Origin of the sequence: Arthrobacter sp. U41, assembly GCF_007679325.1 — a bacterium.
Lineage (GTDB): Bacteria > Actinomycetota > Actinomycetes > Actinomycetales > Micrococcaceae > Arthrobacter.
On the sequence record NZ_VEGI01000001.1, the window covers coordinates 1584263 to 1600026 of the forward strand.

The 15764-nt window shown below is 66.9% G+C and carries 17 protein-coding genes; 12 read left to right on the forward strand and 5 right to left on the reverse strand.

Features of this window, described 5'->3' with window-relative positions:
• The 6 genes from FS787_RS07405 (at position 1) to FS787_RS07430 (ending at position 7635) form a co-directional block, all read left to right on the forward strand.
• On the forward strand, positions 1-306 hold the full coding sequence (locus FS787_RS07405) for a sarcosine oxidase subunit delta (protein ID WP_144671544.1): 306 nt from the start codon (positions 1-3) through the stop codon (positions 304-306).
• On the forward strand, positions 303-3272 hold the full coding sequence (locus FS787_RS07410) for a sarcosine oxidase subunit alpha family protein (protein WP_144671545.1): 2970 nt from the start codon (positions 303-305) through the stop codon (positions 3270-3272). The genes FS787_RS07405 and FS787_RS07410 overlap by 4 nt, the downstream gene beginning before the upstream one ends.
• Positions 3265-3900, forward strand: a complete 636-nt coding sequence (locus FS787_RS07415; protein ID WP_144671546.1) for a sarcosine oxidase subunit gamma — start codon at positions 3265-3267, stop codon at positions 3898-3900. Before FS787_RS07410 ends, FS787_RS07415 begins: the two co-directional genes overlap by 8 nt.
• Entirely contained in the window at positions 3900-5273 is a 1374-nt protein-coding gene (locus FS787_RS07420) for an L-serine ammonia-lyase (protein ID WP_144671547.1), read from the forward strand. Before FS787_RS07415 ends, FS787_RS07420 begins: the two co-directional genes overlap by 1 nt.
• Before the next feature lie 3 nt (positions 5274-5276).
• Positions 5277-6173, forward strand: a complete 897-nt coding sequence (gene purU, locus FS787_RS07425) for a formyltetrahydrofolate deformylase (protein WP_144671548.1) — start codon at positions 5277-5279, stop codon at positions 6171-6173.
• Between the two features lie 94 nt (positions 6174-6267).
• Positions 6268-7635, forward strand: coding sequence for an MFS transporter (locus FS787_RS07430; RefSeq protein WP_144671549.1), 1368 nt, complete (start codon positions 6268-6270; stop codon positions 7633-7635).
• Positions 7636-7648: 13 nt separating this feature from the next.
• Here FS787_RS07430 and FS787_RS07435 read toward each other — a convergent pair whose 3' ends face one another.
• The gene (locus FS787_RS07435; RefSeq protein ID WP_395940319.1) at positions 7649-7990 is read right to left on the reverse strand and encodes a hypothetical protein; all 342 of its coding nucleotides are present in this window, start codon (positions 7988-7990) and stop codon (positions 7649-7651) included.
• 54 nt (positions 7991-8044) lie between these two features.
• Complete coding sequence (locus tag FS787_RS07440; protein WP_144671550.1) at positions 8045-8941, reverse strand: helix-turn-helix transcriptional regulator; 897 nt, start codon at positions 8939-8941, stop codon at positions 8045-8047.
• Between the two features lie 131 nt (positions 8942-9072).
• Here FS787_RS07440 and FS787_RS07445 point away from each other — a divergent pair, with 131 nt between their 5' ends.
• The 3 genes from FS787_RS07445 to FS787_RS07455 all read left to right on the forward strand — a co-directional run bounded on the left by FS787_RS07445 (position 9073) and on the right by FS787_RS07455 (position 11623).
• Entirely contained in the window at positions 9073-9573 is a 501-nt protein-coding gene (locus FS787_RS07445; RefSeq protein WP_186329105.1) for a cyclophilin-like fold protein, read from the forward strand.
• A 48-nt stretch (positions 9574-9621) separates the two neighbouring features.
• On the forward strand, positions 9622-10893 hold the full coding sequence (locus FS787_RS07450; protein ID WP_260982436.1) for an MFS transporter: 1272 nt from the start codon (positions 9622-9624) through the stop codon (positions 10891-10893).
• A gap of 97 nt (positions 10894-10990) precedes the next feature.
• The gene (locus tag FS787_RS07455) at positions 10991-11623 is read left to right on the forward strand and encodes a DUF998 domain-containing protein (protein ID WP_144671551.1); all 633 of its coding nucleotides are present in this window, start codon (positions 10991-10993) and stop codon (positions 11621-11623) included.
• Between the two features lie 25 nt (positions 11624-11648).
• Here the strand turns inward: FS787_RS07455 and FS787_RS07460 are convergent, their stop codons facing one another.
• Both FS787_RS07460 and FS787_RS07465 read right to left on the reverse strand, forming a co-directional pair.
• Positions 11649-11957, reverse strand: coding sequence for an antibiotic biosynthesis monooxygenase (locus FS787_RS07460; RefSeq protein WP_144671552.1), 309 nt, complete (start codon positions 11955-11957; stop codon positions 11649-11651).
• Positions 11958-12018: 61 nt separating this feature from the next.
• Positions 12019-12561 carry a transcriptional regulator gene (locus tag FS787_RS07465; protein WP_144671553.1) on the reverse strand — a complete coding sequence of 181 codons (543 nt, stop codon included), beginning with the start codon at positions 12559-12561 and terminating at the stop codon, positions 12019-12021.
• 74 nt (positions 12562-12635) lie between these two features.
• On the opposite strand from FS787_RS07465, the gene FS787_RS07470 reads away from it, so the two are divergent.
• From FS787_RS07470 to FS787_RS07480, 3 genes are all read left to right on the forward strand, one after another.
• Positions 12636-13886 carry an MFS transporter gene (locus FS787_RS07470; protein ID WP_144671554.1) on the forward strand — a complete coding sequence of 417 codons (1251 nt, stop codon included), beginning with the start codon at positions 12636-12638 and terminating at the stop codon, positions 13884-13886.
• Positions 13887-14062: 176 nt separating this feature from the next.
• Positions 14063-14698, forward strand: coding sequence for a GAF and ANTAR domain-containing protein (locus FS787_RS07475; RefSeq protein WP_144671555.1), 636 nt, complete (start codon positions 14063-14065; stop codon positions 14696-14698).
• Between the two features lie 94 nt (positions 14699-14792).
• On the forward strand, positions 14793-15278 hold the full coding sequence (locus tag FS787_RS07480) for a sensor histidine kinase (RefSeq protein WP_395940320.1): 486 nt from the start codon (positions 14793-14795) through the stop codon (positions 15276-15278).
• Here FS787_RS07480 and FS787_RS07485 read toward each other — a convergent pair.
• The gene (locus FS787_RS07485) at positions 15275-15703 is read right to left on the reverse strand and encodes a hypothetical protein (protein WP_144671557.1); all 429 of its coding nucleotides are present in this window, start codon (positions 15701-15703) and stop codon (positions 15275-15277) included. The genes FS787_RS07480 and FS787_RS07485 overlap by 4 nt on opposite strands.
• Positions 15704-15764: the final 61 nt, after the last annotated feature.

The window sequence follows — 15764 nt, forward strand, 5'->3', positions numbered from 1 at the left end:
ATGCTGCTCATCTCCTGCCCCAACTGCGGCTCGCGCGACGAGACCGAGTTCCACTACGGCGGCCAGGCCCACGTGCCCTACCCGGAGAACCCGAACGACCTGAACGACCGCGAATGGGCCGAGTTCCTGTTCTACCGCGACAACACCAAGGGCGCATTCGCCGAACGCTGGCTGCACAGCACCGGCTGCCGCCAGTGGTTCAACATGCTCCGCGACACGGTCACTTACGACATCCAGGCCGTCTACCCGATGGGCGCGCCCCGCCCCGCCACCAGCACCACCGCCCCGGAAGGAGCAACCAAGTGACTTCCCAGAACGCCCGCCTCGCCGCCGGCGGACGCATCGACCGCACCATTTCCTGGCGTTTCACCGTGGACGGCGAGGAATTCACCGGCCACCCCGGCGACACGCTCGCCTCGGCCCTGCTCGCCAACGGCCGGATCACCGCCGGCAATTCGCTCTACGAGGACCGGCCCCGCGGCATCCTGGCCGCCGGCGTGGAGGAACCCAACGCGCTGGTCCGGGTGGAGCCGCGGTTCCCGGGCCACGTGGCCGAGTCCATGCTTCCCGCCACCACGGTCACACTGGTGGACGGGCTGAAAGCGGACATGCTCAACGGCCTGGGCCGCCTGGACCCGGCCGATGACCGCGCCGAGTACGACAAGAAGTACGTGCACATGGACGTCCTGGTGATCGGCGGCGGCCCCGCCGGCCTGGCCGCGGCCCGCGAGGCCGCACGCACCGGTGCCCGAGTGATGCTGATGGACGACCAGCCCGAGCTGGGCGGATCGCTCCTCTCCGGCTCCGCGTCGCCCGGGTTGGCCGAGACCATCGAGGGCAAGCCGGCACTGGACTGGGTGGCGGACGTCGAGGCCGAACTCGTCTCCGGCGCCGAATGCACCGTCCTGAACCGCACCACGGCGTTCGGCGCCTACGACGCGAACTACGTCATCGCCGTCCAGAACCGCACGGACCACCTCTCCAGCCCCGCCGCCTCCGGGGTATCGCGGCAGCGTATTTGGCACATCCGTGCCAAGCAGGTGGTCCTGGCCCCCGGCGCCCACGAACGCCCGCTGGTCTTCGAGAACAACGACAGGCCCGGCATCATGCTCGCGTCAGCCGTCCGCAGCTACCTCAACCGCTACGCGGTGGCCGCCGGTCAGCGCGTGGTCATCGGCACCACCAACGACACCGCCTACGCCCTGGCCGCTGACCTTCGGGCCGCCGGGATCAAGGTCGCGGCCGTCGTCGACGCCCGCCCCAGGCTGACCGACGTCGCCGCTGCCGCCGCCGAGTCCGGCACCCGGGTGCTGATCGGCAGCGCCGTGGCTGACACTGCCGCCGGAACAGGAACAGCAGCCGGCGACGGCCGGCTGACCAGTGTCACCGTCCGCAGCATCAACGACGACGGCGAACTCACCTCCGGCGTCGAAGAGATCGCCTGCGACCTGCTGGCCGTCTCCGGCGGCTGGAGCCCTCTGGTCCATCTCCACTCCCAGCGGCAGGGCAAGCTGCGTTGGGACGAGGACCTGGCGGCCTTCGTGCCCAGCACCGTGGTTTCCCACCAGCAGATTGTGGGCTCCGGGCGCGGCAGCTTCGATCTGGTTGACTGCCTCGCCGAGGGCCGCTCCGCCGGAACCGCAGCAGCCACCGCTGCCGGCTTCCGCCCGGAAAATTCGGACGCAGCCACCGATCTGGTCTTGTCGGAGCCGAAGGCGTCCGCGCCCACCCGCCAGCTGTGGCTGGTGCCCGGGCAGACCGGCACCCCGGACGACTGGCACCACCACTTCGTCGACTTCCAGCGGGACCAGAGTGTGGCCGACGTCCTGCGCTCCACCGGGGCCGGGCTGCGGTCCGTGGAGCACATCAAGCGCTACACCTCGATCAGCACCGCGAACGACCAGGGGAAGACCTCCGGTGTCAACGCGATCGGCGTGATCGCCGCGGCACTCCGGCACGCCGGCGAGGCCTCCCGCGGCATCGGCGATATCGGCACCACCACCTACCGGGCACCGTTCACCCCCGTGGCGTTCGCCGCCCTCGCCGGACGCCAGCGTGGTGAACTGTTCGACCCTGCCCGCGTCACCTCGATCCACCCGTGGCACGTGGCCCACGGCGCGTTGTTCGAGGATGTGGGGCAGTGGAAGCGCCCCTGGTACTACCCGCAGGACGGCGAGGACATGGACACCGCGGTGCTCCGCGAATGCGCCGCCGTCCGCGAATCCGTGGGCTTTATGGACGCCACCACCCTGGGCAAGATCGAAATCCGGGGCAAGGACGCCGGTGAGTTCCTCAACCGGATCTACACCAACGCGTTCAAGAAACTCGCCCCCGGTTCCGCCCGCTACGGCGTGATGTGCATGGCGGACGGCATGATCTTCGACGACGGCGTGACCCTCCGGCTCGATGAGGACCGGTACTTCATGACCACCACCACCGGCGGCGCCGCGAAGGTGCTGGACTGGCTGGAGGAATGGCTGCAGACCGAATGGCCCGGCCTGGACGTGCACTGCACCTCGGTGACCGAACAGTGGACCACGATCGCCGTCGTCGGGCCCAAATCCCGTGCGGTGCTCGCGAAGGTGGCGCCCGAACTCGCCGCCGACGGCGGGCTGGAGGCGGAAGCCTTCCCGTTCATGACCTTCCGCGAAACCACCCTCGCCTCCGGCGTGCAGGCGCGGATCTGCCGCATCTCGTTCTCCGGCGAACTGGCGTACGAGATCAACGTGCCGGCCTGGTACGGGCTGAACACCTGGGAAGCCGTCGCCGCCGCCGGCGCCGAATTCAACATCACCCCGTACGGCACCGAAACCATGCACGTGCTCCGCGCCGAAAAGGGCTACCCGATTGTCGGCCAGGACACCGACGGGACCGTCACCCCGCAGGACGCCGGGATGGAATGGGTGGTCTCCAAGGTCAAGGACTTCATCGGCAAGCGCTCCTACGCCCGGGCCGACGCCCGGCGCGAGGACCGCAAGCACCTGGTCAGCGTCCTTCCCGTGGACGGCTCGCTGCGGCTGCCGGAAGGCAGCCAGCTGGTGGAGAAGGGGATCACCACGAACCCCGCCTACGGCCCCGTCCCGATGCAGGGCTTTGTCACCTCGAGCTACCACAGCGCCGCACTGGGCCGGTCGTTCGCCCTGGCCCTGATCAAGAACGGCCGCAACCGCATCGGCGAGACCCTCGTGGCCGCCGCCGGCGACCAGCTGGTGGATGTGGTCGTCGCCGAAACCGTACTTTTTGACCCCGAAGGGACCCGCAAAGATGGTTAACACCGCAGCACTCACCGGCATCAATGGACTCCGCGAAATCCGCCGCAGCCCGGCCTCGCACCTGGCCGCAGCCCTGGAAACCGGCTCCGTCCCGGGAACGGTGGTCCTCAAGGAGGGCCCCTTCCAGACCATGGCCGGGGTCCGCGTGGACCCCGCATCCGAGGCGGGGTCACGGATCGCCTCCGTCACCGGCGGGCTGCCGGCCCGCTGCGGCCAGGTGGCCGGCGCGGAGCAGGTCAGCGTCCTGTGGCTGGGACCGTCCGAGTTCCTGGTGGTGGCACCTGAGGAGGACCACGACACCCTGGGCGGAGACCTGCTGGGCTCCCTCACCGCCGCCCTGGGCGACGGCCCGGGCCAGGTGGTGGACCTGTCCGCGAACCGCACCATGTTCGAGCTCACCGGCCCGCGGGCCCGGGCGGTGCTGGAGAAGGGCTGCGCCCTGGACCTGCACCCGCGCAGCTTCACGCCGGGGACCGCCCTGGCGACGGAGGTCGGCAACATCCCGGTGGTCCTGCTGAAGACCGGGGAGGAGAGCTTCCGGCTGTTCCCCCGCGCCTCGTTTGCGGACTTCCTGGGCCGTTGGCTCCTGGACGCCATGAGGGAGTTCGCTTCCCCCGAGGTGCCCTGATGGCCCTCAGCGTCCTCGACCTGTTCTCCGTAGGCATCGGGCCGTCGTCGTCACACACGGTCGGCCCGATGCGGGCGGCGAAACTCTTCGCGGACGGGCTCAAAGGTGAGGGCAACCTGAGCGCCACCGTCCGGGTCCAGGCCGAACTTTTCGGCTCGCTGGGCGCCACCGGCCGGGGCCACGGCTCCGACAAGGCCGTGGTGCTGGGCCTCCAGGGCCTGGACCCGGAAACCGTGGACACCTCCACCGCGGATGACCAGGTGGCCGCGGCCGCCCTCGACGCCGAACTCCGGATCGGCGGGGACCACCGGGTGGACTTCAACTGGGACGAGGACGTGGTGTTGCACCGCCGAAAGTCCCTGCCCGCCCATCCCAACGGCATGACGTTCCGGGCGCTGGACCACACCGGCGCCGTCCTCAGCGAACGGAGCTTCTATTCGATTGGGGGCGGCTTCGTGGTTGACGGCGATGCCGACGCCGGCGACCAGGTGGTGGCCGACGACACCCCGTTGCCGTACCCCTTCACCACGGCCGACGAACTGCTGGACACCTGTCGGCGGGAGGGCATGTCCATCTCCGACGTGATGCTCGCCAACGAGATGGTTTGGCACAGCGAGGCGGAGCTGCGCGGGAAGCTGCTGGGGCTCTGGGCCGTCATGCGCCAGTGCGTGGACAACGGCTGCGCCGCGGAAGGAGTCCTTCCCGGCGGGCTGAACGTCCGGCGCCGGGCTCCGTCGCTCTTCCAGACCCTGACGGCGGACACCGGCGTCACCGATCCGCTCCGGGCCATGGAATGGGTGAACCTCTTCGCCCTCGCCGTCAATGAGGAAAACGCCGCCGGCGGGCGCATCGTCACCGCCCCGACCAACGGCGCGGCCGGCATTGTGCCCGCGGTGCTGCACTACTACGCCAAGTTTGTTCCCGGAGCCGACGACGACGGTGTGGTCCGCTTCCTGCTGGCGGCGGCCGCCGTCGGGATCCTGTTCAAAATCAATGCCTCCATCTCCGGCGCGGAGGTTGGCTGCCAGGGCGAGGTGGGGTCCGCCTGCTCCATGGCGGCCGCGGGGCTCTGCGAGGTGTTGGGCGGCATCCCCGAACAGGTGGAGAACGCCGCCGAAGTGGGGATCGAGCACAACCTCGGCCTGACCTGCGACCCCGTGGGCGGCCTGGTGCAGATTCCCTGCATCGAACGGAACGCGATCGCCAGCGTGAAGGCCATCAACGCCGCGCGGCTGGCGTTGCACGGCGACGGCAGCCACAAGGTGTCGCTGGATAAAGCCATCAAAACCATGCGTGAGACAGGAGCGGACATGAAAACCAAATACAAGGAGACCTCCCGCGGAGGCCTCGCCGTCAACGTGATCGAGTGCTGAGCCATGACTGCCATCGAAACTGAAACCGCCCTCCCCCGGCCGGCCACCACCGTGGAGCATGTCCTGACGCTGGACTGCCGGGAGTCCCCGGGCATCGTCCACGCCGTCTCCGGCTTCCTGCTGGAACACGGTTGCGACATCATCGACAACCAGCAGTTCGGCGAGCGCTCCGAAGGGCACTTCTTTATGCGGGTGCATTTTGCGTCCGACGGCGATGCGTCCACCGCGGACACCCTGCGGGCCGCGTTCGCCCCGGTGGCCGACCGCTTCGGGATGAGCTGGCGGCTGGAGCCGCACGGTTCCAAACGCCGTGTGCTGATCATGGTGTCCAAGTTCGGGCACTGCCTCAACGACCTGCTGTTCCGGGCCCGGATTGGCGAACTTCCCGTCGACGTGGTGGCCGTGGTCTCCAACCACACGGACCACCAGACGCTGGTGGAATGGCACGGCATCCCGTTCTTCCACGTGCCCGTCACCGCCGCCACCAAGCCCGCGGCGGAGGCCCGGCTGCTGGAGCTCATTGACCAGTTCGACGTCGAACTGGTGGTCCTGGCCCGCTACATGCAGGTCCTCAGCGACGACCTCACGCGCAAGCTGGACGGCCGGGCCATCAACATCCACCACTCGTTCCTGCCCAGCTTCAAGGGCGCCAAGCCGTACCACCAGGCCTACGCCCGCGGTGTGAAAACCGTGGGGGCCACCGCCCACTACGTCAACGCGGAACTGGACGAGGGGCCCATCATCTCCCAGCAGGTGGTGGAGGTGGACCACACGTACGGGCCGGAAGACCTGGTGGCGGCCGGCCGGGACACCGAGTGCAAGGCGCTCAGCAACGCCGTGCGCTGGCACTGCGAGGGCCGGGTGATCCTCCAGGGAAACAGGACGGTGGTCCTGAAGTAGCCTGCGTGGTCCGGAGAGCGGGACTCTGTGCGAAGATCTCCGGACCGGGCGGCAACCGTTTCCGGGCCCGGCGGTTGTCACTACACTGGGACGCATGACCGAGGCCTTGCGCACTCCGGCACAGCGGTCCCGCACGTTCGCCGGGATCCTGGTAAACACCGCCCTCGCCAACATCACCACCAGTTATCTGTGGTTCGCGCTGACCTTCTGGGTGTACCTGCAGACCCGCAACGTGATCGCCACCGGGGTGATCGGCGGCGCGTACATGCTGCTGATCGCCCTGTCCAGCATCAGCTTCGGCACCTTCGTGGACCGCTACCGCAAGCTGGCCGTGATGCGCTTCGCCGCCGGCTTCACGCTGGTGATGTTCGTGCTGTCCGGGGTCATGTTCCTGCTGACACCCGCCGCCCGGCTCCTGGACCTGACACAGCCCTGGTTCTGGGTCTTCACCCTGATCATCCTGGTCGGAGCGGTGGTGGAAAACATGCGCAACATTGCCCTCTCCACCACGGTCACCATCCTCATTGAGCCGGACCGGCGGGCCAACGCCAACGGGCTGGTGGGCATGGTGCAGGGACTGATGTTCATCGTCACCTCGCTGCTCTCCGGGCTGTCGGTCGGGCTGCTGGGCATGGGCTGGACGATCGTCGTCGCGATAGTGCTCACGGCGCTGGCCTTCGCGCACCTGCTGATGCTGCGCATGCCCGAGGAGGTGCGCGCGGCCGCCTCTGACGCGCACGGCGGATTCGACCTGCGCGGGTCCCTCGCCGCCGTGCTGGCCATTTCCGGGCTGTTCGCGCTGATCCTGTTCTCCACGTTCAACAACTTCATCGGCGGTGTCTACATGGCGCTGATGGATCCCTACGGCCTGGAAATGTTTTCGGTGGAGCTGTGGGGGACCTACTTCGCGCTCGGCGCCACCGGGTTCATCGTGGGCGGCGCGCTGATCGGCAAGTTCGGACTCGGGTCCAACCCTCTGCGCACCATGCTCATCGCGGTGATCGTCATGGGGGTCCTGGGAGCGGTGTTCACACTGCGGGAGTGGGCCTGGCTGTACATCGCCGGCATCTGGCTCTACCTGGTCCTGGTGCCCTTCGTGGAGGCTGCGGAGCAGACGGTCATCCAGCAGGTGGTGCCCCTCAACCGGCAGGGCCGGGTATTCGGATTCGCCATGGCGTTCGAGTCCGCGGCAGCGCCGATCACCGCGTTCCTCATCGCGCCGATCGCCCAGGTCTGGATCATCCCCTACGCCCGGTCCGCGGAGGGTGCCGCCCAGCTGGCCCCGCTGCTGGGCGAGGGAACCTCCCGCGGCATCGCCCTGGTGTTCCTGGTGGCCGGGATCATCATGATCGCGGCCGCACTGCTGGCCTTCCTGACCCCGGTCTACCGCCGGGTCTCGGCGTCGTACGCGCGGACGGCCGCCGAGGAGTCGGGGATGGCGAACACCTCGTCGTCTAAATGAGCAGGAACTGCTTCTAGGTGCCCGGCCCGTCCGGCAGGCCGGCATCAACCGGGAAAGTCATGAACGCCGGCGTCTCGTACGGATGCGCGGACAGCGCAGCGCCCACGACGGCGGCGCGCCGGGAGCGCGGGTAAATGGCCTCGATCCGGGTTTCCGGCACTTCCTCGGGAGATCCGACGGCGCCGATGGCCGGGTTCGCGCCGGGCAGCGGCGTGAAGCGCCCGGTGCCTTCGAGGCTGAACGAGCAGTGCGAGTAGTTGCCCAGCCGGCCCGCCCCGGCGTCGCCGATGGCCTGCCGGACAGTCTGTGCGGCATCGATGGGGACGTAGATGACCAGGCAATCCATGGGCTCCATGGCTGAAAGTCTGGCACGGACCGCCGCGGAATGGCTCGCCGTGCTGATCAGCCGTCAGCCGGCTGGCTGTTTCCCCGGCTGCTGCTGCCCGGGGTGCTGAGCGTATTCCGTAGCGGCCCAAGAGGCGAGCAGGCGCAGGGCCTGTTCAGAGGGCGAGCCCGGCTCCGCGCTGTAAATGGTCAGGGTAAGGCCGGGCTCGGCCGCCATCTCGAGTCCTTCGTAGGCAACGGTGATCTCGCCGACGATTGGGTGACGGAAGGTTTTGAAGCCGGCGCCGTGATGGCGGACGTTGTGCGAGCTCCAGCGGCGCCGGAACTCCTGGCTTCGCGTGCTCAGCTCGCCCACCAGGTCATGGAGTTCCTTGTTGTGCGGGTCCCGGCCGGCTTCGGCGCGCAGAATGGAGACGACGACGTCGGCGGCGCTGTCCCAGTCGGCGTGGAAGTCCCGGCCGCGCTCGTCGAGGAAGGTGAAACGGGCGAGGTTCGGCGGCTGGCCAGGCATGTCGTACACGTCCTTGTAGAAGGCACGCGCGAGTGAGTTGACGGCCAGCAGGTCCATGCGGCCGTTGCGGACGAACGCCGGCCCGGAGGTGACGGCGTCGAGAGCCCACTGCAGGCTGGTGTGCGGCGTCCAGCTCTTTGAACTCCGGCGCTTGGGCGGCCGCGCCACGGGGCTTGCCGCGTGTGCCAGATCGAAAAGGTGTGCCCGTTCGGCGTCGTCCAGGCGCAAGGCTTTGGCGATGGCGTCGAGGATTTCAGGGGATGCGCCGCTGATGGCGCCCCTTTCCAGCCGGATGTAGTACTCAACGCTCACTCCGGCGAGGGTTGCCACTTCGCTGCGGCGCAGCCCGGCCACTCGGCGGTTCGTCCCTGCCGGCAGCCCGAGGTCCTCGGGCGAGATCTTGGCGCGCCGTGAGGTGAGAAATTCGCGAACGTCTGCACGGTTGTTCATGAATCCACGATAGGTCCCCCGCCGGCGTGCAGGGAGTCCCTCCGGGTACCCCCATCAAGCGGGGCTCCCTCCGACCGCAGGGACGTGGTGTGGTGGAATGCACCGGATCTTTTGGAAGGCAACCATCTCCCATGCAACTGAAAAAACCGCCCCTGAGCCCGATCATCGTGCTGGCGTTGTGCCTCGCCGGGTGCAGCACCCTCTCGAACCACCCCGCCTCCCCCACTCCGCCGACCTCCCCGCCGGAAACAACTTCGGCAACCGCCGCGTCTTCCCAGCTCGCCCCCATCACCATCCAGATCGACGGCGAGACCGTGACCGGAACGCTCTCCGGCAACACGGCTGCACGTTCCCTGTTCGAGCAGCTTCCCCTGACGCTCTCCTTCCGCGACCACGGAGGGCAGGAAAAAATCGCAAAGCTACCGGGCCCTCTTTCCCTCGACGGCGTGCCCGCCGGCGATGACGCAGATCCACTGACCATCGGCTACTACGCACCTGACCAAGCCCTCGTCCTCTACTACGAGCACGTCGGGCCCTTCCCCGGAATCGTGCGGATCGGATCGTTCGACGACCTCGCGACGGTACGGGACCGCACGGGCGGTTTCACCGCCACGCTGGCCCCCGGAGGCTGATCGGGGAACCCCACCCCAGACCTTCCCCACATACAGAACGGAACCGTTTTGACTCGAGCAACCCTTCAGGATGACGCCGGCGCTGCGCCCGTCGACGGCCTGCCTCACGAAAACCTCGGCACCTTTGAGGACACGAAGGCTTCGGCGCCGGAGGGCCATCTTTCCGTCCAGGCCCGGCGTTTTCCCTGGGCAGCGCTGCTGGTCATGGCCCTGATGGGATTTCTCCTGATCGCCACCGAAACCATGCCCGCCGGTCTGTTGCCGCAGATCGCCTCGGGGCTGAACAGCAACGAGGGCACCGCAGGACAGTTTGTCAGTGCCTACGCCCTCGGAACAGTCATTGCGGCACTGCCCGCAATCGCCATGACGCGGGGCCTGCGACGGAAGCCCGTCTTCATGGTCGGGATCCTCGGTTTCCTGGCCGCGAACCTCATCACGGTGTTCTCCACCGACATCGTGCTCTCCCTGGGAGCGCGGCTCCTTGCCGGTGCATTCTCCGGCCTGCTGTGGGGGATGCTCGCCGGCTACGCCCAGCGCATCACGGCTCCTGGACATGCCGGCCGGGCCTTGGCGGTCGCATCCCTTGGAACCCCCGTCGGCCTGGCAGTAGGGACGCCCTTCGGAGCGTGGCTCGGCACGACCCTCGACTGGCGCTGGTCCTTCGGAGTGCTCTCCATTCTCACGATCGTCACTGTCCTGCTCGCGGCCATCCTCGTTCCGGATGCACCCGGCCAACGGGCTGCGACACGTGTGCCGTTGGTCCGCGTCTTCGGCATCCCGGGCGTCGCGGTGGTCCTTGCCGTCATTGTCGCCTGGATGCTCGGGCACAACATCATGTACACGTACATTGGCTCCTATCTCCGCACGGCAGGCCTTCAGCTCTCGGTCGACGTCGCACTTGTGACGTTCGGCGCGGCGGCCATTGCCGGAATCGCCATCACCGGGGCAGTAATCGACAAAGGCCTTCGACGTCTGGTCCTGCTGAGCGTCGGGGCCGTCCTGGTGGCCGGTGTCATCTTGACCGTCGGCCACGCGTCGTTAGCGGCAGTCCTTGTGGCCATCGTCCTGTGGGGTATCGCCTTCGGCGGCGCAGCAGCCCAGCTGCAAACGGCGATCAGCGCAGCAAGCGGCGAGAACGCCGACGTCGCCAACTCAATGCTGGGCGTCGCGTTCAACCTCGCCATCTTCGCCGCGGGCGTGGCCGGCGCGGTGGTGATCAGCAACTTCGACGGGTTGGTGCTGCCAATCGTCCTGGTGGGGCTTGCCGCCGTCGCGCTCTTCATCGCTGTTGCCGGGCGCCGCACAGCATTTCCCACGTAACCGAACCGCTTTGACTGCTCGAAAGTCGCCGTTGTGCCCGGAGGGAGGGTATGGACAGCGAGCGAGGCATTTTCCGCGTCGGGGCTGATAATCAAGAATGACGGCGTTCACGGACTCCCTTGCGGCTGTTGCCGCCCTCTACTCGCTGGGTGCTGCAGCGGTTGCCATCCTTCTCGTTGTCGCGCTGCACAAACTCGAACCGGAGTTCGATCCCTCCTGGCGGATGCTCAGTGAATACTCGCTGGGCCGGTACGGCGTGCTCATGCGGATTGCATTCATCCTCGGCGGGACCGGCGTCGCAGCTTCCGGCCTTGCCTTGTGGCCGCCCGCCGGTGTTCTGGCTGCCGGACTTCCCGTGGTGGCGCTTGGCCCGATCGGGGCGGCTTTCGTCGATACGGACCCGATCACGACGCCGCGGCCGGAGATCACGGGCCGGGGCAAGGTCCATGCCGGTCTGGGCTCGCTCTTCATCCTGGGCTTTCCCATCGCCGCGACCTGCGCCGGGATCGGCGCTGCCATGCATTCGCCCGCCGGGCAAATTCTCGTGTGGGCAGCGGTCATCCCGTGGGCGGGCCTTATCTGGTTCCTTGGCGCGACGTTCCGGTTCGGTCAACCCGACGCGGTGGGGAAACCCGAGGTACTCATCGGCTGGCCCAACCGCTTCAGCATGCTGGCATACATGGCCTGGGTCGCACTGGCAGGCGGCCTGACGCTGATCCAGGCTCTTTGAGGACCGACGTACAACAGTGGTCGAACTAAGGCCGGGCAGGCACGGCCAGGATCTGCTCATAGTGTTCCACCGTTGGAAACGGCGAATAGAAATGATGCAGCAGCCCGCGCCATTCCTGGTACTCCGCCGAGCCCCTGAAGCCTTCCGTGTGGTCTTCCAGGCGGGTCCATTCCACGAGCAGCAGATACGTGGCGGCGTTCTCGATGCATCGCGAAAGCGTGAGGCCGTGGAATCCAGGCATGGAAGCAATGATGAGCTTTGCCTTGCTGAAGGCGATCTCGAAATCGTCCTCCATACCGGGCCGGACGGAGAGCAAGGCATGTTCGGTGATCATCCCACCATCATGACCCATCATTTACCGCCGGCTTTCACGCGGGAATGAAGGGGGCGGCGACCTAGTCCGGCGACCGGTGAAGGACAAAGATGCCGCCATACGCGGGCTGGTCCGATCTCTGGCGGTCACTATTCGTGTATTCGTCCAGCACAGCGCCGATGCGCGTGATGAGGTCCTCGGCGTCCTCCTCGGAGAGGTGCAACACGAAGCGCGAGAGGCTGGCGATCGAGTCCGGCCCTGCTTCCGTCAGCTCCTCCCGGAACGCCTCGACCGGCGCCAGCGGACCGCCCGGACCAGCTTCAACCAGTGCGGTGTCCAGATTCCAGGACCGCCCCGTGGAACGGTACGGCTTCTCCAGCGCACCGCTTTCTCCCGCGCGGACCTCGGCAGGTTCAAGGAATCCGGCGGAGAGCAATTGCCGCACGTGATAGAGCACCGTCCCCGGATCCTGGCCCAGCCGGTCGGCGAGTTGCTTGTTGGTCAGTTCGTGGAGTCCGCACAGACGCAGGATCCTCAGACGCAGCGGATGTGCCAGCGCCTTGATTTCCCGGGCGCTCGCGGCGGGTTTTTTCTCGTGGGCGCCCGTGGGCCCTGCGTCCGTCATGTACCTATCCTACGATCTGATGTACAAAATTCAATCACCTTGAATTTTCTCAATCAATAGGGAATGGTTCACCTATGACTAGTTCCGCAGCGCAGGTGAACGTACGGGGCAGCGCACCGCTGGGTGCGTCCTATTGGAAGCTGTGGACGTCCTCCGGGCTGTCCAACCTCGCGGACGGCGTGTTCAAGATCGCGCTGCCGCTGCTGGCCATTCAGTTCACGCAGTCACCCACGCTGATTGCCGGGCTGACCGTCGCCGCGACGCTTCCCTGGCTCCTCTTCGCCCTCACCGCCGGGGCGCTGGCCGACCGGCTGGACCGGCGCAAGCTCATGCTGTGGGCCAACCTCAGCCGCGCGGCGCTGCCGGCCGTGCTGATCGCCGTCGTCCTGCTGGATTCGGGCTCCATCTGGGCGCTGTACGTCGTGGCATTGATGGTGGGTGTGGCTGAAACGCTCTACGACACCTCCGCGCAGTCGATCCTGCCCCAGGTGGTGCACCGGGATCAGTTGTCGCGCGCCAACGGCCGGCTCTACGCCGTCGAGCTCACCGCCAACCAGTTCGTTGGTCCTCCGCTGGGCGGGCTGCTGGTGACCCTGGGCGTCGTTGCGGGCTTTGCCGCGCCGGCGGCCCTCTGGCTTGCGGCCGTCGGTGCCCTGTTCCTGATCCCGGGGGCTTTTCGCACAGAGCGGGAGGTGAAGACGACACTGCGGTTCGACATTGGTGAGGGTTTGCGGTTCCTCTGGAACCAGAAGATCCTTCGCACGCTCGCGGTAATGACCGGGGTGTTCAACTTCGCGTCCAGCGGGGCATTCGCGGTCCTGGTGCTGTTTGCCGTGGGACCGGCTTCCGAAATGAAACTTTCCGAAGTGGGGTTCGGCCTACTTCTGACGACCTCCGCTCTCGGCGCCTTCGTTGGCTCGTTCATGGCCGAACGCGTGGAGGCCAAGCTGGGCCGGTCCAGGTCCCTGGCACTCACGATCTTCGGGGGCGCGTTGTTCGTCGGTGCGCCGGCCGTGACGGACAACCCCTATATTCTTGGCCCGCTCCTCTTTGTGGGCGGGATGCTGATCGTGCTGTGGAACGTCATCACCGTATCCCTGCGCCAGCGTATTGCCCCCAACCGCCTGCTGGGCCGGGTCAACAGCGCCTACCGCCTGCTGGCGTGGGGCACCATGCCCCTCGGCGCGGCAGCGGGCGGCCTGCTGGCCCAGTGGCTGGGCCTGCAGGTCATGTTCGGCATCATGGGAGTGCTGACCCTCGCGCTGCTCGGGTTGATGCCCATCCTGACGGACAAAGCGATTGCCGCGGCCGACGTCGAATCCTGAGTTGTTCTGGTCCTTCCGGCCGTCGTGCTGCTGGGCTGACGGTCTCCGTTCTTGTGCTCGCTCTCCAGGCCCGAGCGGGCCAGTGGTCGATGCTCAGGGTCCTCTACTGCTATATTCTGGTGTTTCAGGCCCAGGCAGGGGGTAGCCGGGCAGAAGCACGTAGAACGGCCCCTTCAATGGCATCCAACAGCAAATACCCAGGATTCGCGGCGCGAGAAATTCCCCATGACGAGTTTCTTGACTGCCCCACCGGGCTGGTTGAACACTACTTCGCGGACGGAGTATTCCGTTGGTCGGACGGGTTGTACCGCATTTACGGGTATGAACGGGGCGAGGTGGTCCCCTCCATGGAGATGGCACTGACCCACATCGAGCCTGAAGACCGGCCAAAAGTCGAGGCCTACTGGGAACGGGTGGCTGCCGCAGGTGGCCCGTCCTCCATTTACGTGTCCATTCGCGACCGCAAGGACCGTCAGCACAAACTGCTCTTCTCTGCGGACTACATCCTCGAAGGAACTAAGCCTGTCGGTGTCTGGGGTGTGATCGTTGACCTCACGCAATCAATCCATTCAGACCGCCACCAACTCGCTACCGAGGCGGTCGCGGCATCAGCACTTAATCGGGCGGCTATTGAGCAGGCCAAGGGCATCCTCATGGGACGCACCGGGGTTGACGCCGACGAGGCTTATCAGCTCATGAACCAGCTGAGTCAGGATTCGAACCGCAAGGTCCATGCCATTGCCCACGAGATCATCGAACGCGCCACGGCAGCGGGTCGGCGCGCAAAGAGCCAAAGCCACCAGTTGCAGTAGTTTCCACACCGGACCGAACCGGACGACGGCGGGAACTCCCGCCGTCGTCGGCGCGTCACAGGAAAACACAACGACACAAGCGCACAGTATGAATATGAAATCACTACTCAGCGATGAAGTCGTCGCCGTACGTGGCGTCCTCACCGATACACACCCCGTCGATTTCCATGCCCTTGGACTCACCGGCGCGATTGACCGTCTGACCCTTCCCCTCCGCAAACGCGGCACCGTGGTGCATCTGGAGACTCCGCACCACTCGGTGGAAGTGGACCGGCAGTCCGCAACCCTTCTGTACCGCGCGGCGCAGGAGCTCCTCAGCAATGTCTATAAATTCGCCCAGGCGTCAGCGGTGACGATCCGGCTCGGCTGCGTCACCCACGGCATGAGCCACGGCCTTCAGCTCAAAGTGACCGACGACGGCGGCGGTTTCGACGTGCCGGCGGCCATGACTGGCCGGCACACCGGCATGGGACTGCGGCTCATGCGCGTGGCCGTAGGCCTCGCCGGCGGAGAGGTGACCATCGATTCGTCCGCCGCCGCCGCCGGAACCTGCGTGACCGTAACGCTGCCCCTGGACTAACGCGCGTTCACGGACGGCGTCGGCTCCTCATCGCCGGGCCGAAGGAAGTGCCAGGCCGCGACTCCCACGGTCACCGCGACGGCCACCGCCCCGGCAATCAACCAGGCGTTCCCCGACGCCGTCCGCCGCGACTTGGCCGGGGCTGGCACCCGGGAACCTTTGGGCGCCACCCGCTGCAGGCCCTCGTGAACACGCGGAGTCAGAGTTTCCACTCCGCCGGCGAGTTCGTCAGCGAGCCGCCGCAGTCCGGCCTGGATCCTCGGGGACGCAGATTCAATCCCGGTATCGAGCCCCGCGACCATCTTTTGCAGTGCCGCTTCAACCTCGGGAGTGGCCCACTCCCTCCCCTTCGTGAGTTGCGACATGAGATTTTCGGAAAGGTGCCGGATCTGATCGGCCTGCACTGTGGGTGTTGCCGTGCGCATGGTGCCTCCTAGGTGTGATGGATGCCCATAGCCTACGGCGCCCGTCGCCGTCGAAAAAGTC